Source organism: uncultured Xanthomonas sp. (assembly GCF_964278005.1).
GTDB classification, from domain to species: Bacteria; Pseudomonadota; Gammaproteobacteria; order Xanthomonadales; family Xanthomonadaceae; genus Xanthomonas_A; species Xanthomonas_A sontii.
This window is the reverse complement of record NZ_CAXYKF010000020.1, coordinates 153,170-171,338: the sequence shown is the minus strand read 5'-3', so window position 1 is coordinate 171,338 and position 18,169 is coordinate 153,170. Positions and strand designations below refer to the sequence as shown.

The 18,169-nt window shown below is 70.8% G+C and carries 20 protein-coding genes; 7 read left to right on the top strand and 13 right to left on the bottom strand.

What is annotated here, in order from left to right; all coding sequences use genetic code 11:
- Window positions 1-51: 51 nt before the first annotated feature.
- The 4 genes from ACHWVH_RS13500 to ACHWVH_RS13485 form a co-directional block, all read right to left on the bottom strand.
- Entirely contained in the window at window positions 52-513 is a 462-nt protein-coding gene (locus ACHWVH_RS13500; protein WP_052250903.1) for a hypothetical protein, read from the bottom strand.
- 29 nt (window positions 514-542) lie between these two features.
- Window positions 543-1,943: a PhoH family protein gene (locus ACHWVH_RS13495; RefSeq protein WP_043095042.1), complete on the bottom strand. Its 1,401-nt coding sequence runs from the start codon at window positions 1,941-1,943 to the stop codon at window positions 543-545.
- 82 nt (window positions 1,944-2,025) lie between these two features.
- Entirely contained in the window at window positions 2,026-2,505 is a 480-nt protein-coding gene (locus tag ACHWVH_RS13490; protein WP_152245538.1) for a peroxiredoxin, read from the bottom strand.
- A 65-nt stretch (window positions 2,506-2,570) separates the two neighbouring features.
- Window positions 2,571-3,146 (bottom strand): glycine cleavage system protein R, encoded by a 576-nt coding sequence (locus tag ACHWVH_RS13485; protein ID WP_087943489.1) that lies wholly within the window; start codon window positions 3,144-3,146, stop codon window positions 2,571-2,573.
- A gap of 166 nt (window positions 3,147-3,312) precedes the next feature.
- Between ACHWVH_RS13485 and dapA the strand changes: the two genes are divergently transcribed.
- The 3 genes from dapA (at window position 3,313) to ACHWVH_RS13470 (ending at window position 6,435) form a co-directional block, all read left to right on the top strand.
- Window positions 3,313-4,221 (top strand): 4-hydroxy-tetrahydrodipicolinate synthase, encoded by a 909-nt coding sequence (dapA, locus tag ACHWVH_RS13480; RefSeq protein WP_394687351.1) that lies wholly within the window; start codon window positions 3,313-3,315, stop codon window positions 4,219-4,221.
- A gap of 17 nt (window positions 4,222-4,238) precedes the next feature.
- Window positions 4,239-4,763, top strand: coding sequence for a hypothetical protein (locus tag ACHWVH_RS13475; protein WP_010343910.1), 525 nt, complete (start codon window positions 4,239-4,241; stop codon window positions 4,761-4,763).
- A gap of 802 nt (window positions 4,764-5,565) precedes the next feature.
- Window positions 5,566-6,435: an IclR family transcriptional regulator C-terminal domain-containing protein gene (locus tag ACHWVH_RS13470; protein WP_295917990.1), complete on the top strand. Its 870-nt coding sequence runs from the start codon at window positions 5,566-5,568 to the stop codon at window positions 6,433-6,435.
- On the opposite strand, the gene ACHWVH_RS13465 is transcribed toward ACHWVH_RS13470, so the two are convergent.
- Window positions 6,329-7,606: an MFS transporter gene (locus ACHWVH_RS13465; protein ID WP_394687350.1), complete on the bottom strand. Its 1,278-nt coding sequence runs from the start codon at window positions 7,604-7,606 to the stop codon at window positions 6,329-6,331. The genes ACHWVH_RS13470 and ACHWVH_RS13465 overlap by 107 nt on opposite strands.
- Window positions 7,607-7,738: 132 nt before the next feature.
- Between ACHWVH_RS13465 and ACHWVH_RS13460 the strand changes: the two genes are divergently transcribed.
- Entirely contained in the window at window positions 7,739-8,185 is a 447-nt protein-coding gene (locus ACHWVH_RS13460) for a winged helix-turn-helix transcriptional regulator (RefSeq protein WP_394687349.1), read from the top strand.
- Window positions 8,186-8,201: 16 nt separating this feature from the next.
- On the opposite strand, the gene pcaC is transcribed toward ACHWVH_RS13460, so the two are convergent.
- From pcaC to ACHWVH_RS13420, 8 genes are all read right to left on the bottom strand, one after another.
- Entirely contained in the window at window positions 8,202-8,594 is a 393-nt protein-coding gene (gene pcaC, locus ACHWVH_RS13455) for a 4-carboxymuconolactone decarboxylase (RefSeq protein WP_394687348.1), read from the bottom strand.
- Between the two features lie 39 nt (window positions 8,595-8,633).
- Complete coding sequence (pcaD, locus tag ACHWVH_RS13450; RefSeq protein WP_394687347.1) at window positions 8,634-9,413, bottom strand: 3-oxoadipate enol-lactonase; 780 nt, start codon at window positions 9,411-9,413, stop codon at window positions 8,634-8,636.
- A gap of 112 nt (window positions 9,414-9,525) precedes the next feature.
- Window positions 9,526-10,878, bottom strand: a complete 1,353-nt coding sequence (locus ACHWVH_RS13445) for a 3-carboxy-cis,cis-muconate cycloisomerase (RefSeq protein ID WP_394687346.1) — start codon at window positions 10,876-10,878, stop codon at window positions 9,526-9,528.
- 66 nt (window positions 10,879-10,944) lie between these two features.
- Window positions 10,945-11,502, bottom strand: a complete 558-nt coding sequence (gene pcaG, locus ACHWVH_RS13440) for a protocatechuate 3,4-dioxygenase subunit alpha (RefSeq protein WP_320739853.1) — start codon at window positions 11,500-11,502, stop codon at window positions 10,945-10,947.
- A 4-nt stretch (window positions 11,503-11,506) separates the two neighbouring features.
- Window positions 11,507-12,226 (bottom strand): protocatechuate 3,4-dioxygenase subunit beta, encoded by a 720-nt coding sequence (gene pcaH, locus ACHWVH_RS13435; protein WP_267085487.1) that lies wholly within the window; start codon window positions 12,224-12,226, stop codon window positions 11,507-11,509.
- 86 nt (window positions 12,227-12,312) lie between these two features.
- The gene (gene pcaF / locus ACHWVH_RS13430; protein WP_267121758.1) at window positions 12,313-13,521 is read right to left on the bottom strand and encodes a 3-oxoadipyl-CoA thiolase; all 1,209 of its coding nucleotides are present in this window, start codon (window positions 13,519-13,521) and stop codon (window positions 12,313-12,315) included.
- Window positions 13,518-14,189, bottom strand: a complete 672-nt coding sequence (locus ACHWVH_RS13425) for a 3-oxoacid CoA-transferase subunit B (RefSeq protein WP_295928766.1) — start codon at window positions 14,187-14,189, stop codon at window positions 13,518-13,520. Before ACHWVH_RS13425 ends, pcaF begins: the two co-directional genes overlap by 4 nt.
- Complete coding sequence (locus ACHWVH_RS13420; protein WP_394687345.1) at window positions 14,177-14,866, bottom strand: 3-oxoacid CoA-transferase subunit A; 690 nt, start codon at window positions 14,864-14,866, stop codon at window positions 14,177-14,179. The genes ACHWVH_RS13425 and ACHWVH_RS13420 overlap by 13 nt, the downstream gene beginning before the upstream one ends.
- 327 nt (window positions 14,867-15,193) lie before the next feature.
- On the opposite strand from ACHWVH_RS13420, the gene ACHWVH_RS13415 reads away from it, so the two are divergent.
- The 3 genes from ACHWVH_RS13415 to ACHWVH_RS13405 are packed head-to-tail and all read left to right on the top strand — an operon-like array spanning window position 15,194 to window position 18,082.
- Entirely contained in the window at window positions 15,194-16,270 is a 1,077-nt protein-coding gene (locus ACHWVH_RS13415) for an aromatic ring-hydroxylating dioxygenase subunit alpha (RefSeq protein ID WP_295928764.1), read from the top strand.
- A 29-nt stretch (window positions 16,271-16,299) separates the two neighbouring features.
- Window positions 16,300-17,049: a GntR family transcriptional regulator gene (locus ACHWVH_RS13410; protein ID WP_267093318.1), complete on the top strand. Its 750-nt coding sequence runs from the start codon at window positions 16,300-16,302 to the stop codon at window positions 17,047-17,049.
- 49 nt (window positions 17,050-17,098) lie between these two features.
- Window positions 17,099-18,082: a PDR/VanB family oxidoreductase gene (locus tag ACHWVH_RS13405; RefSeq protein WP_148828151.1), complete on the top strand. Its 984-nt coding sequence runs from the start codon at window positions 17,099-17,101 to the stop codon at window positions 18,080-18,082.
- Window positions 18,083-18,169 lie beyond the last annotated feature (87 nt).

The following is an 18,169-nucleotide window of genomic DNA, read 5'->3' as shown; positions in this document are numbered from 1 at the left end:
TGATGTGCGGCCGCCCCGGCACGCCGCCAGTGGCACCTGACCGCAGCCATCTCAACGTGCGCCGTTGACCGCGATCTCGGAGAAGCTGGCGCTCGCCGGGTCGTAGACCGCGCCCCAGAAACGGTTGCCGCCGCCGCAGGCCTTGACCGCGTCGACCGTGGGGTCGCGTTCGCTGCTGTCGTCCGGCGCGAAGGCGTTGACGTAGATTGCCTGCTTGCCGCGGTACAGGATGCCGACGTACTGGCGATCGGACGCGGTGGGGTCGGCGATCTGCGGCTGCAGTTGCGCCAGGTGCGCTTCCAGTTGCGCGATCTGCTCCGGGGTCGGAATCCAGTAGCCGGTGACCGCGCCGTCCTGGCGCGCCGGGCTGTCGCGCGAGCAGGTGTCCAGCACCTGCGTCGCGGTGCTGTTGCGGGTGACGATCCACGACTGCCCGGCCTTGACCGCGGTCGGCACCATGGCCGGCCCGCGCGCGGTGGCGCAGGCGCCGAGCAGGGCCATGGCCAGCGCCATGCCTGCCAGGCGCACGCCGGCCGCCGCGTTCACAGGACCTCCGAGGCGTAGTCGGCCAGGCGCGAGCGCTCGCCGCGGCGCAGGGTGATGTGTGCGCTGTGCGGCCAGGCCTTGAAGCGGTCCACCGCGTAGGTCAGGCCGGAGGTGGTCTCGGTCAGGTACGGCGTGTCGATCTGTTCGACGTTGCCCAGGCACACGATCTTGGTGCCGGGGCCGGCACGGGTGATCAGCGTCTTCATCTGCTTCGGGGTCAGGTTCTGCGCCTCGTCCAGAATCAGGTAGCGCGACAGGAAGGTGCGCCCGCGCATGAAGTTCATCGAGCGGATCTTGATGCGGCTGGCGAGCAGGTCGTTGGTGGCCTGGCGGCCCCAGGTGCCGCCTTCCTGGGTGTGGGTGAGCACTTCCAGGTTGTCGGTGAGCGCGCCCATCCACGGCGTCATCTTCTCTTCCTCGGTGCCGGGCAAAAAGCCGATGTCCTCGCCGACGCTGACCGTGGCGCGGGTCATGATGATCTCGCGGTAGCGCTGCTGGTCCATGGTCTGCGCCAGGCCCGCGGCCAGCGCCAGCAGGGTCTTGCCGGTGCCGGCGGTGCCGAGCAGGGTGACGAAGTCGATTTCCGGGTCCATCAGCGCGTTGAGCGCGAAGTTCTGCTCGCGGTTGCGCGCGGCGATGCCCCACACCGCGTGCTGGCCGCTGCGGAAGTCGTCGACCAGCGCCAGCGTCGCCTTGCGCTCGGCGTTGACCTTGACCACGCGCAGTTCCACTTCGTCCTCGCCCGGCAGGTACAGGTACTGGTTCGGATACCAATCCTCGTCGGCGGCCAGGGCGATCTCGTAGCAGGTGCGGCCCTTGTCGCTCCAACTGCGCAGGTCCTGGTTGTGCTTCTGCCAGAAATCCTCCGGCAGTTCGATCGCGCCGGTGTAGAGCAGACTGAAATCGTCGAGCGCGCGGTCGTTCTCGTAATCCTCGGCGACCAGGCCGCTGATCGCGGCCTTGATGCGCAGGTTGATGTCCTTGGACACCAGGATCACCGGGATTTCCGGGTGCTCCTCGCGCAGCGCCAGCACCGCGGCAAGGATCTTGTTGTCCGGGGCCACGCTGCCGAAGCTGCGCCCCGGCTCGACCGGGCGCACCTGGAAGTACAGCCGGCCGATGGCGCCGGTGCTCTTGAGCTGGATGCCCTGCGGATGGCTGAGCGGAATGCCGGATTCGATCTGCTCGGCGCCTGCGCCCTCGATCAGCTCGTTGAGGAAACGGCTGACCTGGCGCGCGTTGCGGCTGACTTCGGACATGCCCTTCTTGGCATTGTCCAGTTCCTCGATCACCTGCATCGGCAGGAACACGTCGTGTTCCTCGAACTTGAACAGCGCGGTCGGATCGTGCATCAGCACGTTGGTATCCAGCACGTAGATGCGCTTACCTCGGGTCATCATGGATTCCTGAAAGAGGAGCAGGGACGCGCCATCGCTGCCTGCGGGGCAGGGCGATGCGGGGTGCGGGAAACGGCGGTGATCACTGCTGGGCGGCGGCCTGCAGCGCGTCGAGCACGGCCTGGGCGTGGCCGGGAACCTTGACCTTGCGCCAGCTGCGGACCAGCTGGCCGGTCGGCGAGAGCAGGAAGGTGCTGCGCTCGATGCCCAGCACCTGGCGGCCGTACATGTTCTTTTCCTTGATCACGTCGAAGGCGCGGCACAGCGCCTCGTCGGCATCGCTGACCAGTGCGAAGCGGAAGCCCTGCTTGGCGCAGAAGTTGTCGTGCGACTTCACCGAGTCGCGCGACACGCCGAGCACAGTGGCGCCGGCCTGTTCGAACTGCGGCAGCAGTGCGTTGAACTCGACGCCTTCGGTGGTGCAGCCGGGCGTGCTGTCCTTCGGGTAGAAATACAGCACCAGCCAGCGGCCGGCGTAATCGCCGAGCGTGGCGCTGGCGCCGCCGGACAGCGCCAGCGGCAAGGCCAGCGTGCTGCGGTCCAGGGTGTCGCCGTCCTTCATGGGGTGTCCTCCGCGTGCATCGCCATCATCTGCGTTCGATTGCGTCGGTGTCCAGCGCGGCGCACTCAGAACTTCATCGGGTCCATGATCGCGTCCAGGTTGAGGTGGTCGCAGAATTCGAGGAAGTCGTCGCGCAGGGCGGCGATGTGCATGTTCGCCGGCACCCCGATCGTCACCTGCGCCGAGAACATCTCCGCGCCGGTCTGCATGGCGCGGTAGCGCGTGCTCTGCAGGTTCTCGATGGTGATGCCCTGGCGGTCGAAGAAGTCGGCCAACTGGAACAGGATGCCGGGTTTGTCGGCGGCGATGACTTCGACGATGTACGGCAGCAGGTTGGACTGCGCCTGCTTGGCGCCGGTGCGGTACCACACCAGCTTCATGCCTTCCTCGCGGTCGAGGCGGGTGAGCATGGCTTCGAGCTTGGCCACCGAGTCCCACGAGCCGGTCGCCAGTGCGGTCACCGACACGTCGCGGCCGACTGTGGCCAGGCGCGCATCGACGAGATTGCAGCCGCTGTCGGCGATGCGACGCGTCACCGGCAACAAGGGCGACTCCGGATGCGTCGTGTAGGCGTTGATCAGGAGGTGGTTTTCGGTCGGCGCGGGCCGGGGCGTGGTGTCGGTCAAAGGGGCTTCCGGCATTGCGTAAGGCTGAACGGCATCCGGGCGGTCGCCCGGCATGGTGTGCAGCATACTTGCCCGCGCTTTCGGGCCGCAAGTAACATGCGGGGCGACCCTGCCCCGCGTGCGGGGCCGACCCGTCCGCGCAGCCTGCGCGGCCCTCTTCTCCCAGCGAGCACCCGGCATCTTGTCCCTCTCCGGCATCATCACCGCCCTGGCCACGCCCTTCCAGGGCAATGGCGACCTCGACCTCGACGCCTGGCAGCGGCTGCTCAAACGCCAGCTCGACGGCGGCGTGCAGGGGCTGGTGGTGGCGGGATCGACCGGCGAGGCGGCCACGCTGCTGGACGAGGAGTACGACCGGATCCTGCGCGAGGCGGTGCAGTCGATCGGCGGGCGCGTACCGGTGCTGGCCGGGACCGGCCTGTCCGGCACCGCCAAGACCGTGGCGCTGACCCAGCGCGCCGCCGCCGGTGGCGCGCAGTACGCGCTGGTGGTGACGCCGCCGTACGTGCGCCCGACCCAGGCCGGGCTGGTCGCGCATTACACCGCGGTCGCCGAGCAGGGCGGCCTGCCGGTGGTGCTGTACAACGTGCCCGGCCGCACCGGTTGCGACCTGCTGCCGGAGACCGTGGCGCACCTGGCGCAGCACCCGAACATCGTCGGCATCAAGGATGCCAGCAGCGACCCGCAGCGCATCGCCGCGCTCGCCGCCCTGCGCAGCGATCGCTTTGCCGTGTTCAGCGGCGACGACGGCAGCGCCGCGCAGGCGATGCTGGCCGGCTATGACGGGCTGATCTCGGTCGCCTCCAATGCCTTGCCGCGCGCTTACCGGCGCCTTTGCGACCTGGCGCGTGCGCGCCAGGCCGAGCCGGCGCAGGCCTGGGACGCGCGGTTGCAGCCGTTCCATGCGTTCTGCGGCATCGAATCCAACCCGATTCCGGTCAAAGCGCTGCTGCAGCGCGCCGGGATCGGCCACGGCCTGCGGCTGCCGCTGCTGCCGCTGTCCGCGGCGCACCATGCCACGGCCGACCGACTTGCCGCCGACGCTGCCGCGTTGGAAGACCTATCCAGCCGCGAAACGCTCGCGGCCTGACTCCAGGAGATTGATTGATGCGTGCTTCCGTTCCCTACGTCCGCGTGCTGTCGGCCGCCGTGCTGGCGACCACCCTGGTCGCGGCCACCAGCGGTTGCAGCTGGTTCCACAAGGGCAAGCCGCGCGGCGACTACGCGCTGGCGCCCGACATGCGTCCGCTGGAAGTGCCGCCGGATCTGACCTCGCCCGATACCTCGGCGGCGATGAAGGTGCCGGCGCTGGCTTCGGCGCAGCGTCCTGCGGCCCCGGCCGGCCAGGCCCCGGCGGCGTCGAACAGCGGCTTCGTGGTGCCGGGGACGCGCGACCAGGTGTTCGGCCAGGTCGGCGACGCGCTGGGCGGCATCGAAGGCGTCACCATCGCCAGCCGCGCGCAGCTGCTGGGCTCCTACGACGTGGCCTACGAAGGCAGCAACTTCCTGGTGCGCGTGGTGGCGGTGGATGCCGGCGTGTACGTCTCGGCGGTGGATCCGCGCGGCCTGCCGGCCACCGGCGAGGCGCCGGTCAAGCTGATCGCCGCGCTGAAGGCCAAGCTGGGTCACTGAGCCGACGGCGGGTCCGGCGTATGCGCCGGGCTGCCATGCGGTTAGCATGCGAAACGGGCGCCTTGTGCGCCCGTTTTGTTTTCCGTAGGAGCCAACTGCCACGCGGCCGAGATACATGACGCCCGCTAGGTATCCAACCTCAAGGCGTCGGGACTGAAGTCCCTCCCACAGTGCACCCAGCCAACGTGTCGCAAGTCCCGTGCGGGGCCGTTTCGCCGTGTGTGAGCTGCGCCTGCAGCAGCTGCTGCGGAAACCAGTCTTCTTGCGTGCCCTCGACGAACAACAGGCGACGTAGGTGATCACGAGTAGTGTGCTCATTGGCAGCCATTGCAATGACGCAGGCGTGCGCTGCTGTCGCAGTCGCTTTTGATGTGGCTTTGGCTTTTGACTTACCGGGTTCCCTTCCGCAGCGGCGGCCGTCGCGGGGAAACACCCGGAGGGCGGCGTACATGGATGTACGCCGTCCGCGGCAGGGGCAGGATGCCCCTTCCGCGGATCCCCGGGATGGACGCGGACCCGGAGCGCGCAGCGCGGAGGGCGCGAGGCAGGGCGCGCTTTCTTTTGGTTACTTTTCTTTGCGCGAGCAAAGAAAAGTAACTCGCCCGTAAGGGCGAAAGCCTTTGCTTTCGCTTGAGATTTGCGTGTCGGACGAAAAAGAACCGTAGGAGCGGCTGTCGCAGCGCCCATCTGCTTCATGACGCGGGACGATCGCCTGGCGCCTGGCGCCCTCGACCACACCCCAGCATCGACGCCCGCGAGTACAGCCACTACCATCGGACGCATCGCCGCCGCCGCCGCTTCCATGTCCGAGTCCCCGCGTCCCCCTCGCGCACGCCGCACCGCGCGCGCCGCCACCGCCCCCACCCCGCCCGAGCGCGGCCTGGCCGCGGAACTGATGCGGCGCATCGGCGAGTGCGAAGGCGACCCGAACTTCATGACCTCGCTGGCACGCGGTTTGGCCGTGCTCAGCGCCTTCGGCCAGCACAGCCGCGACGTCAGCATGGCCCAGCTCAGCGCCGACACCGGCATCCCGCGCGCGGCGGTGCGGCGCGTGCTGTACACGCTGGAGAAGCTGGGCTACGCCGGCACCCACGGCCGCGGCTACGTGCTGTTGCCGCGCGCGCTGGGCATCGGCAGCGGCTACCTGTCCACCGCCGCGCTGTCGGTGGCGGCGCAGCCGGTGCTGGATGCGCTGCGCGACGACCTGCACGAGTCCTGCTCGCTGGGCGTGCTCGACGGCGACGACCTGCTGTACGTGGCGCGTGCGGAAACCGTGCGGATCATGTCGATCGGCCTGCGCGCCGGCAGCCGCCTGCCGGCGTACTGTACCTCGATGGGCCGGGTGCTGCTGGCGGCGCAGCCGGGCGACACCTTGAACAGCTACCTGGAGCGCAATCCGCTGCGCCCGCGCACCGAACGCACCGTCACCGACCGCGCGCAGTTCCAGGCCCTGCTCGAGCGCGTGCAGCGCGACGGCTATGCGGTGGTGGACCAGGAACTGGAAATCGGCCTGCGCTCGGTGGCGGTGCCGGTGCGCAACCGCCAGGACCGCGTGGTCGCCGCGCTCAACGTCGGCAGCTCGGTGGCGCGGATGACCCTGGGCAGCCTGCAGAGCACGGTGTTGCCGGCACTTCGGCAGGCGGCGCAGCGCCTGAGCCGGGTGCTGGACTGAGCGCCGCGGGCGCCGCGCCGAGCCGCCGCGTCGCCCACCAGAACAGCAGCGCCAGCAGGCTGACCGCCGCCCCCAGGCGGCACACGCCCACCCAGCCGGCCTGCGCGTAAGTCGCGGTCGTGCCGATCGCGCCCAGTCCGCTGCCCACCGCGTAGAACAGCATGTACAGGCCGATCAGCCGGCCGTGCGCGTGCGGCCGGCCGCGCAGGATCATGCTCTGGCTGGTGACGTGCAAGGCCTGCCCGGCCAGGTCGAGCAGGACGATGCCAAGCAGCAGCGCGGCCAGCGAGTGCGGCAGCCACGACAGCGGCCACCAGGCCAGCACCAACACCACCAGCGCCGCGGCGCTGGTGCGCTGGGCATGGCCGCGGTCGGCCCAGTGCCCGGCCCGCGCGGCCGCCAGCGCACCGACCGCGCCGACCAGACCGAAGGCGCCGATGGCGGTGTGCGAGAACGCGTACGGCGGTGCGCGCAATGGCAGCACCAACGCGCTCCAGAAGATGTTGAACGCCGCGAACATCAACAGCGCCAGCACACCGCGCACCTGCAACACACGCTCCTGCCGCAGCAGCGTCAGCATGGACGCGATCAGGCGCAGATAGCGCAGTGGCTGCGGCGGCACCGAGAGCGCCGGCAACCAGCGCCACAGCGGCAGCGCGAGCGCCAGCATCAGCGCCGCGGCCCCGCCATAGACCGCGCGCCAGCCGGCCAGGTCGCTGACGCCGCCGGCGAACACCCGCGCCAGCAACAGGCCGATGAACACACCGCCCTGCGCCGCACCGACCACCCGCCCCTGCTCCTGCGGCGCCGCGGCGCTGGCGGCATAGGCGATCAAGCCCTGGGTCATCGCCGTGCCCAGCATGCCGACGGCGAGCATGCCGGCCAGCAACACCGACGCCGACCGCGCCACGCTCACCGCGACCAGCGCCGCGACCAGTCCCAGCGCCTGCGCTGCCATCAGACGCCGACGCTCCACCAGGTCGCCCAGCGGCACCAGCAACAGCAGGGCCAGCGCGCAGCCGACCTGGGCGGCGCTGACCACGCCGCCCACCGCTGCCGGGCCGATGCGGAAATCCGCTGCAAGCGCATCCAGCAGCGGCTGCGCGTAATAGACGTTGGCCACGCTCAGGCCGCTGGCGATGGCGAACAGCCAGACCAGACGACGCGGCATGGAGGGGACCGCGGTGACGGAGTGCATGATCGAAGACTCGCCCATTGAAGTTTCAAAACGAAACTTGTTTCAGGCTAGGCCGATAGGTTTTAAAATGCAACCACTGCCGCCGAGCGCCGACCGGAAACGCCGATGCCGTCCCGCCCTGCCCTGCCCGCGTCGCCCTGCCCGGTGGCGCGCAGCGCCGACCTGATCGGCGACCGCTGGTCGCTGCTGATCGTGCGCGATGCCTTCGATGGGGTGCGCCGCTTCGGCGACTTCCAGCGCAGCCTGGGCATGGCCCGCAACATCCTGGCCGACCGGCTGCGCAAGCTGGTCGAGGCCGGCATCCTGGAGACGCGCGAGGCGTCCGACGGCAGCGCCTACCGCGAGTACGCGCTGAGCGCCAAGGGCGAGGATCTGTTCGCGGTGGTGCTGGCGCTGCGACAGTGGGGCGAACGGCATCTGTTCGACCACGGCGAGCGCCACTCGGTGCTGATCGACACGCGCACCGGCAAGCCGGTCGCGCGCATGCAGCCGCGCGCCGCCGATGGCACGCGGCTGAGCCCGGCGGTCACCGAAGTGCGCAAGGTGCGCTGAGCGCGCGCGGCGCGCGCTATGCGCCGCCTTCGGCGGCCTGCTCGGCCAGGATCGGCGCGGCCAGGGCGAAGGCGTGGTTGGCCGCGGGCACGCCGCAATAGATCGCCGCCTGCAGCAGCACTTCCTTGATTTCGTCGGCGCTGACACCGTTGTTGCGCGCGGCGCGCACGTGCAGCTTGAACTCTTCGTCGTGGCCGCGCGCCACCATCATCGCCAGGGTCAGCAGCGAGCGCGTGTGCCGCGGCAGGCCCTCGCGGGTCCACACCGTGCCCCAGGCGGTGCGGGTGATGAACTCCTGGAATTCCTCGGTGAACGGCGTGCGCGCGGCCAGCGAGCGGTCGACGTGGGCATCGCCGAGCACCGCGCAGCGCACCTGCAGGCCGGCGGCGTAGCGTTCGTTCTCGTCCATCGGGGCGACTCCTGAAACGTGGGGAAAAGCGGGCGTTGGCTACTGCAGCAGGAAGCGCAGCAGCGCGTCGTTGAAGGCGTGCGGTGACTCGACATTGCACAGGTGGCGACCATGCACCTCGGCGTCCTCGCCCTGCGCCACCTGCGCGGCGATGGCCTGCAGATCGGTCGGCGGACACACCGGATCGTCGTGCCCGGCCACGGCCAGCACCGGCACGCGGATCTCGCCCAGGCGCGCACGGAAGTCGGCCCCGGCCAGCGCCTGGCAGCAGCCGATGTAGGCCTGCGCATCGGTGGCGCGGAAACTCTCCAGGATCGCCTCCACGGTCGCCGGCTGCGCCTCGGCGAAGGCCGGGGTGAACCAGCGCGTGCGGGTGCCGTCGCACAGCGGCGCCAGGCCCTCGGCGCGCACTTGCTCGATGCGCGCCTGCCAGCTCTCGGCGCTGCCGATTTTGGCCGCGGTGGCGCACAGGGTGAGGCTGAGCAGGCGCTCGCCCGCGTGCAGGCCCAGCCACTGCCCGGTCAGCCCGCCGATCGACAGGCCGCAGAAATGACTGCGCTCGATCGACAGCGCATCCCAGAGCGCCACCACGTCGCCGCCGAGGTCGGCGATGGCATAGGGCGCCGGCGGGGTGGTGGACGCGCCATGGCCGCGACGGTCGTAGCGCAGCACGCGGAAGTGCGGCGCCAGCGCGGCAATCTGCGCGTCCCACATGTGCAGGTCGGTGCCGAGCGAGTTGCACAGGGTCAGCCACGGACGGCCTTCGCTGCCGTCGATGCGGTAATGCAGACGATGCGTGGGCAGGTCGAGGATCGGCATGGGCGGCGCTCGCAGGGAAAGTGGAAGGGGCCGTCGCGGCATGGAACCGCGCGGCACCGGCAAGTCTAGAACGTGGCGCCGACGCTGCGGCAGACAGGCACGGCGCGACGGCTCACGCGCGCGCCTGCGCGGCGAGCACGCGCTCGATCCACACCGTCGCCATGCCGCGCCAGCTGTCGCTGGCGAACAGCGCATCCAGATCCGCCGGCGCCAGCACCGCGGTCACCTGCGGTTCCTCGGCCAGCACCGCGCGCAGGTGCTGCTGCGTGGCCAGCGCGCGGCGCACCGCGGTTTCCACCAGCGCGTGCGCGGCAGCCTTGCCCAGATGCGCAGCCAGGGTCACCGCCACCGCCTCGGCGTAGAGCAGGCCGCCATGGCTGTCCAGATGCGCGGCCATGCGCGCGCGGTCCAGCTCCAGGCCCTCGGCCAGCACCCGCACCTGGGCCAGGCTGCCGGCGCTCAGGCGCACCAGTTCCGGCAAGGTTTCCCATTCGGCATGCCAGCCGCCGACCGCGCGCTCGTGTTCCTGCGGCAGCGCCGCGAACAAGGTCGCCAGCAGGCCGGGCGCGCGCGTGGCCGCGGCGATCGCGACCACGCAGCCGACCGGATTGCGCTTGTGCGGCATCGCCGAGGAGCCGCCCTTGCCCGCCGCCGCCGGTTCGAACGCCTCGGCCACTTCCGACTGCATCAGCAAGGCGACGTCGCGGCCAATCTTGCCGAGGCTGCCAGCCAGCAGCGCGAACGCCGCGCCGATCTCACCGATCCGGTCGCGCGCCGCGTGCCAGGGCAGCGCCGGCAACGGCAGGCGCAACTCCGCCGCCAGCACCTCGGCCACGGCCAGGCCCTGCGACTGCAGCGCGGCCAGGGTGCCGGCGGCGCCGCCGAACTGCAGCACCAGCGCATCTTCGCGCAGCGCCTGCAGGCGTCGGCGGCTGCGCTGCAGCGCGTCCAGCCAGCCTGCGGCCTTCAGCCCGAAGGTCACCGGCACCGCCTGCTGCAACAGGGTGCGCCCGGGCAGCCCGGTGTCGCGCTCGCGCTGCGCCAACGCCGCCAGCGCCGTGCACAGCGCGTCCAGTTGCGCTTCCACGTGGTCGAGCGCGGCGCGCAGTTGCAGCACCGCGCCGCTGTCGATGATGTCCTGGCTGGTCGCGCCCCAGTGCACCCAGCGCGCGGCGTCTTCATCGGCGGCGGCGACCTGCGCGGTGAGCGCCTTGACCAGCGGGATCGCTGGATTGCCGGCCAGCGCGGTGGCGACGGCCAGCGCGGCCATGTCGTAGCGCGCGGCATCGCAGGCGGCGGCGATCGGTGCCGCCGCGCTGGCCGGGATCACCCCGCAGCGTGCCTGCGTGCGCGCCAGCGCCGCTTCCACGTCGAGCATGGCCTGCAGGCGCGCGCGGTCGTCGAACAGCGCATCGACGGCCGGATCGCCGAACAGCGGACGCAACAGGGACTCGGAGACGCTCATCGGTTCGTAGGCGGTGGAGAGATCATGCAGCGTAACCGCTGCAGCCTGTGCGGGATGTCGCTGCGCTCAGTAGCGGAAGAACACGGTCTCGTGCTCGCCCTGCATGCGCACGTCCCACTGGTAGCGGTTGGGCGCCAGCGGTTGCGCGATCAGGGTCGAGCGGCGCTCGGCCGGCACCTGCGCCAGGATCGCGTCGCCCTCCAGGTCGTCGTCGCCGAAATACAGCCGGGTCGGTGCGGCGCGCAGCAGGCCACGCATGAACACCAACACCACCAGGTGCGGCGCCTGCAGGCCCTTGGGCCCGGCGACGCGCCCGGGCTTGACCGTGCGGAAGGCGAAGCGGCCCTGCGCGTCGGTCGGTACCCGGCCCCAGCCGTGGAAGGCGGGATCGTGTTCGCCGCGGCGCGGATCGGCGGCATGGTCGTAGATGCCGGCGGCATCGGCCTGCCAGATCTCCAGCAGCGCATCGCCGACCGGTGCGCCGTTGCCGTCGAATACGCTGCCGGCGATCTCCACGTGGGTGCCCTGCGCCTGCGCCGGCGCGATCTCGGTGCGGTACAGCGGCTCCAGCCCGATCCGGTAATAGGGGCCCACCGTCTGCGAAGGGGTTGCCTGGAAACTCATCGCCTCACTCCCAAGGGGTCTGCTTGCGTCCGCGCAGGACGATGTCGAAACGGTAGCCCAGCGCGAACTCGTTGGCGGTGGTCTCCCAGTCGAACGCGGAGACCATGCGCTCGCGCGCCTTGGGATCCTCCACGCAGTTGAAGATCGGGTCGAACGCCAGCAGCGGGTCGCCGGGGAAATACATCTGGGTGACCAGGCGCTGGCCGATGCCGTCGCCGTGCAGCGAGAAATGGATGTGCGCCGGGCGCCAGGCGTTGTAGTGGTTGCGCCACGGATACGCGCCGGGCTTGATGGTGGTGAAGCGGTAGCGGCCGTGGTCGTCGGTCAGCACCTGGCCGGTGCCGGTGAAGTTGGGATCCAGCGGCGCGTCGTGCTGGTCGCCCGCGTGCAGGTAGCGGCCGGCGGCGTTGCACTGCCACACCTCGACCACGCTGTTGCGCACCGGCTTGCCGTTCTCGTCGAGCAGGCGCCCGCTGACGATGATGCGCTCACCCAGCGGCGCGCCGGGGAAGCCGGCGGTGAGATCGGCGGCGTGTTCGCCCAGGGTGGTGCGGTCCAGGGTCGGGCCGGTCGCTTCGGACAGGGTCAGCGGGATCGCGATCGGATCGCGGCTCGGACCGCGCGCGCCGGTGGAGGCGTAGGGCGGGTGCAGGTAGGCCGGCTGCGTCCCGGGGTACGGGCGGCGATAGCCGAGCAGGGGATCGATGGGGGTGTCGTCGCGCATCGTGCGGTCTCGCTGGCTCCACGCGGAGCCGGTTGGCTGGAAGGATGATGCAGGCGTGCGGGGCACAGCGTCGATGGGGCGAGCGGCTACAGCCGCTCGATCGCCAGCGCCACGCCCTGGCCGACGCCGATGCACATGGTCGCCAGACCGCGGCGACCACCGCTGGCCTCGAGCTGGCGCAGCAGGGTCAGGGCGAGGCGCGCGCCGCTCATGCCCAGCGGATGACCGAGCGCGATCGCGCCGCCGTTGGCGTTGACGTGGGCGGCATCGTCGGCGACGCCGAGTTCGCGCAGGCAGGCCAGGCCCTGCGCGGCAAACGCCTCGTTGAGTTCGATCGCATCGAAGTCGCCGATGGACAGCCCCAGCCGCGCCAGCAGCTTGCGCGTGGCCGGCACCGGGCCGATGCCCATGTAGGCCGGCTCCACGCCGGCACTGGCGAAGCCCAGCACGCGTGCGCGCGGGGTCAGGCCCAGCGCCTGCACCTGCGCGGCGCTGGCCAGCAGCAGCGCGGCGGCGCCGTCGTTGATGCCCGAGGCGTTGCCGGCGGTGACCGTGCCGGGCTGGCGGAAGATCGGCTTGAGCCTGGCCAGCGCCTCGGGCGTGGTGTCGGCGCGCGGATGCTCGTCGACGCCGACCTCGATGGTCTCGCCGCGCTTCTTGCCCGGCGCGGTCACCGGCACGATCTCGCCGTCGAAGAAACCGGCGGCCTGCGCGGCCGCGGTGCGCTGCTGGCTGCGCAGGGCGAAGGCGTCCTGGTCCTCGCGCGAGATGCCGTAGCGTGCGGCCACGTTCTCGGCGGTCTCGCCCATCAGCTCCACGCCATACAGTTGCTGCAGCTTCGGATTGACGAAGCGCCAGCCCATGGTGGTGTCTTCGAGCTGCTGGTTGCGGGCGAAGGCGCTGTCGGCCTTGCCCATCACCCACGGCGCACGCGACATCGACTCGACGCCGCCGGCGATGGCCAGGCCCAGCTCGCCGGCGCGGATGCCGCGCGCGACGGTGCCGATGGCATCCAGGCCGGAACCGCACAGGCGGTTGACCGTGCTGCCCGGCACGCCGAACGGCAGGCCCGCCAGCAGCAGGCTCATGCGCGCGACGTTGCGGTTGTCCTCGCCGGCCTGGTTGGCACAGCCCAGGTAGACGTCGTCGAGTTGCGCCGGATCCAGCTGCGGCTGCCGCGCCAGCAGCGCCTGCAGCGGCACCGCACCGAGATCGTCCGCACGCACCCCGGCCAGGGCGCCGCCGTAGCGGCCGATCGGCGTGCGGATGCCGTCGATGATGTAGGCCTCGTTCATGCCGCCTCCGTGGAATCGGCCAGGGTCAGCGCCAGCCCGGTGGCCTGGCGCAGGTCGTCCAGGCTCACGCCTTCGACCAGTTCGAGCACGCGCGCGCCGTCCCGCCCCAGCGCGAACACGCCCAGGTCGGTGTATACCCGCGAGACGCAGCGCAGTCCGGTCAACGGATAGCTGCAGGCGTTCACCAGCTTGGGCTCGCCGCGCTTGGTCAGCAGCTCCATCATCACGTAGACCTGCTTGGCGCCGATCGCCAGATCCATCGCGCCGCCGACCGCGGGGATGGCATCGGCCGCGCCGGTGCTCCAGTTGGCCAGGTCGCCATGCACCGACACCTGGAACGCGCCGAGCACGCACACGTCCAAGCGCCCGCTGCGCATCATCGCGAACGAGTCGGCGTGGTGGAAATAGCAGCCGCCGGTCAGCAGCGTCACCGGCTGCTTGCCGGCGTTGATCAGGTCCAGGTCCTCCTGCCCCGGCGGCGGCGCCGGCCCCATGCCGAGCAGGCCGTTCTCGCTGTGCAGGAAGATCTCCTTGTCCGCCGGCAGGAAGTTGGCCACCGCGGTCGGCAGGCCGATGCCCAGGTTGACGTAGGCGCCCTCGGGGATGTCGCGCGCCACCCGCGCGGCCAGCGCGTTGCGGTCGATGCCGCGCCCGTTCAATGCGTGCATGCGCCCTCCTGTGCGGTGGCCACCGCCACCACGCGTTGCACGAAGATGCCCGGCGTCACCACCGCTTCCGGATCCAGCGCACCGAGTTCCACCACTTTCTCCACCTGCACGATCGCGCAGGTCGCGGCCATCGCCATCAGCGGGCCGAAGTTGCGCGCGGTCTTGCGGTACACCAGGTTGCCCCAGCGGTCGCCGTGGTGCGCCTTGATCAGCGCGAAATTGGCGCGGATCGGATACTCCAGCACGTAGTGGCGGCCGTCGATCTCGCGGGTCTCCTTGCCGGCGGCCAGCTCGGTGCCGTAGCCGGTCGGGGTGAAGATCGCACCCAGGCCGTTGCCGGCCGCGTGGATGCGCGCGGCCAGGTTGCCCTGCGGCACCAGCTCCAGTTCCAGCTCGCCGGCGCGGTAGGCCGCGTCGAAGTGCTGCGAGTCGCTCTGCCGCGGGAACGAGCACACGATCTTGCGCACGCGCTTGTGCTTGATCAGCGCGGCCAGCCCGGTCTCGCCGTTGCCGGCGTTGTTGTTGACGATGGTCAGCTCGCGCGCGCCCTGCGCGATCAACGCATCGATCAGCGCATCGGGCATGCCCGCAGTACCGAAGCCGCCGATCATCACCGTGGCGCCATCGTGGATGTCGGCCACTGCGTCGGCGCACGAAGCCAGGGTCTTGTCGATCATCGGCGCCGCTCCACCGTCGCCGGCCGCGGGCGCAGCGCGCGTGGGCGCAAGCGCATTACAAGGTCTGCCACGACATCCTCCTCCAGGTCGCTCCGGGAGGCCACGTTAGGCCGGCGCTGGCGGGCGGTCAATCCGATTATCGGATGCATAGTTCGATAAACGAACAATTTAACGCCATGGCAACGGCGTGCCGGTCCCGCCCTGTTGTATACATTCCGCCGTCGCCCCGCATCGGGCGACGGCGCGATGGCAGTGCGCATTCGCCATCGGCCCGCAACACGCAAGGATCTTCCCCAGCCTGTTGTATACACAATCGAGGTCGCCGCCATGCAGTCGTCCGCTCCGGCATTTCCGCTCAATGCCTGGTACGCCATCGCCTGGGATCACGAGGTCAAGCACGCGCTGCTGCCACGCAAGGTGTGCAACCTGGACATCGTGCTGTACCGCACCAGCAGCGGCCGCGTGGCCGCGCTCGAAGACGCCTGCTGGCATCGGCTGGTGCCGCTGTCGATGGGCCGGCTGCGCGGCGACGACGTGGTCTGCGGCTACCACGGCCTGGTCTACGACGCGAACGGGCGCTGCGTGCACATGCCTTCGCAAGACACGATCAATCCGTCCGCCTGCGTGCGCCGCTTTCCCACCGTGGAACGGCACCGCTACGTCTGGGTGTGGCCGGGCGACGCGGCGCTGGCCGACCCCGCACTGGTGCCGGACCTGCACTGGAACGACGACCCGGCCTGGGCCGGCGACGGCCGCACCATCCACGTCAAGTGCGACTACCGGCTGGTGCTGGACAACCTGATGGACCTGACCCACGAGACCTTCGTGCATGGCTCCAGCATCGGCCAGGACGAGGTCGCCGAGGCTCCGTTCGACGTGGTCCATGGCGAACGCAGCACGGTGGTCTCGCGCTGGATGCTGGACATCGACCCGCCGCCGTTCTGGGCCTGGCAGATCGAGCACGCGCGCGGCTACCGCGGCAAGGTCGACCGCTGGCAGATCATCCGCTTCGAGGCGCCCTGCACCATCGCCATCGATGTGGGCGTGGCGGTGGCCGGCAGCGGCGCGCCGCAGGGCGATCGCTCGCGCGGGGTCAACGGCTACGTGCTCAACACCATCACCCCGGAAACCGATCGCACGTGCCACTACTTCTGGGCATTCGCGCGCAACCATTCGTTGCACGAGCAGTCGATCACCACGCGCCTGCGCGACGGCGTCAGCGGTGTGTTCGGCGAGGACGAGCTGATCCTGGAAGCGCAGCAGCGCGCCATCGACGCGCATCCGGACCACGTGTTCTACAACCTCAACGTCGATGCCGGCGGCATGTGGGCGCGGCGGCTGATCGAGCGCATGGTCGCCGCCGAGCAGCGCAACCAGGACCTGCAGCTGCGCATGGTCGGATGAACCGCCGCCAGGATCCCGGAGCCACCGCCATGTCCGCCGCGCATCCGTTCCGCTCCAGTGCCGCGCAGACCACCCGCGCCCTGCTGGAAGTGCGCGAGCTGATCCTGGCCGGCGCCCTGCCCGCCGGCGAGCGCCTGTCCGAGGTCGCGCTGGTGGAGCGCCTGGGCGTCTCGCGCACGCCGGTGCGCGCCGCCCTGCAGCGACTGGCCGAGGAAGGCCTGGTGCAGCCGCTGCGTGGCGGCGGCTACGCGGTGCAGGCGTTCGACGAGGCCGATGTGGACGACGCCATCGAACTGCGCGGCACCCTGGAAGGGCTGGCCGCGCGCCGCGCGGCCGAGCGCGGTGCCGAGCCGGCCTTGCTGGCGCGGGCGCAGGCGTTGCTGGCGCAGATCGACGCCGTGCTGGCGGCGCGACCGCTGAGCGAGGAGGCCTTCGCCCGCTATGTCGATTGCAACGCGCAATGGCATGCCCTGTTGTTCGAGATGGCCGGCAGTGCGCTACTCTCACGCGAGTTCGCTCGCGTCGCGCAGTTGCCGTTCGCCTCGCCGAGCAGCTTCGTGCTCGAACGCGGCCAGGCCGCCACCGTGCTGTCGATCGCGCAGGACCAGCACCGTCAGGTGCTGGACGCGATCGTGCGCCGCGAAGGCGCGCGCGCCGAAGCGCTGATGCGCGAACACGCGCGGCTGGCGCAACGCAACGCCCACCACGCCCTGCACGACCAGAACGCGCTGGGCCAGATCCCCGGCAGCCGCCTGCTGCGGCGCCGCCCACCCACCTGATCGCGGCGCACAGACGCCCGTCTCCCCTTCCCGCCTGCCGGACCCCGCCATGCGCAAAGACACCCAGTGGACCACCGCCCGCGTCGTCGCCGTCGCCACGCCGTGCCAGGACGTGCGCGAGATCGTCCTCGATCCCGGTCGCGCCAGCCGCTCCTTTAGCGTGGGCAGCCACCTCGACGTGCGCGTGCGCATCGGCGAGGCCTGGCACGAGCGCTCCTACTCGCTGGTCGGCGAACCCGCCGCAGACGGCCACTACCGCATCGCGGTGCGCGCGGTGCCAGGCAGCCGCGGCGGGTCGCGCGCGATGTGGACGCTGGCGCCAGGCGACCAACTGGAGATTTCCTCTCCCAACAACCACTTCGCGCTGGACGAGACCGCCGAGCACATCGTGCTGGTCGCCGGCGGCATCGGCATCACCCCGATCCTGGGCATGGCGCAACGGCTGGCGCGCGGGCGCATCCCGTTCCAGGTGCTCTACGCCGGCCGCAGCCGCGCCAGCATGGCCTACCTGGAGCATCTGCAGGAGCTGCTTGGCGAGCGTTTGCAGTTGTTCTGCCCGGAGCACCTGGGTCAGCTCGAGCTGGCCGCGCAGATCGCGCAGTGGCCGCGCAACGCCGACGTCTACGCCTGCGGCCCGCTGCCACTGCTGGACGAACTGCGGCAACGCTGGCGCGACGACGGCCGCGCGCGTGCACGCCTGCATTTCGAGACCTTCGGCAACAGCGGCAACGCACCGGCGCAGCCGTTCGTGGTGCAGGTACCGGCGCTGGGCAAGACCGTGCAGGTCGCCGAGAACGAGTCGCTGCTGGATGCGCTGAGCGCGGCCGGCGTGGAAGTCATGGCCGACTGCCGCCGCGGCGAATGCGGCCTGTGCGTGGTCGAGGTGCTGGACGCGGCCGCGCCGCTGGACCACCGCGACGTGTTCCTCAGCGACGAACAGCGCCACAGCAACCGCAAGCTGTGCGCCTGCGTCTCGCGCGCGCTCGGCGGCAGCGTCAGCATCGACACCGGCTACCGCGCCGACGCGTTCTGACGCCTGCGCGCATTCCCCTCGCAGCGCGCAGGCGCCGTCCACGCGGGTGGACGGCGCCTGCCAGCGATCAACGCGCGCGACGCGACC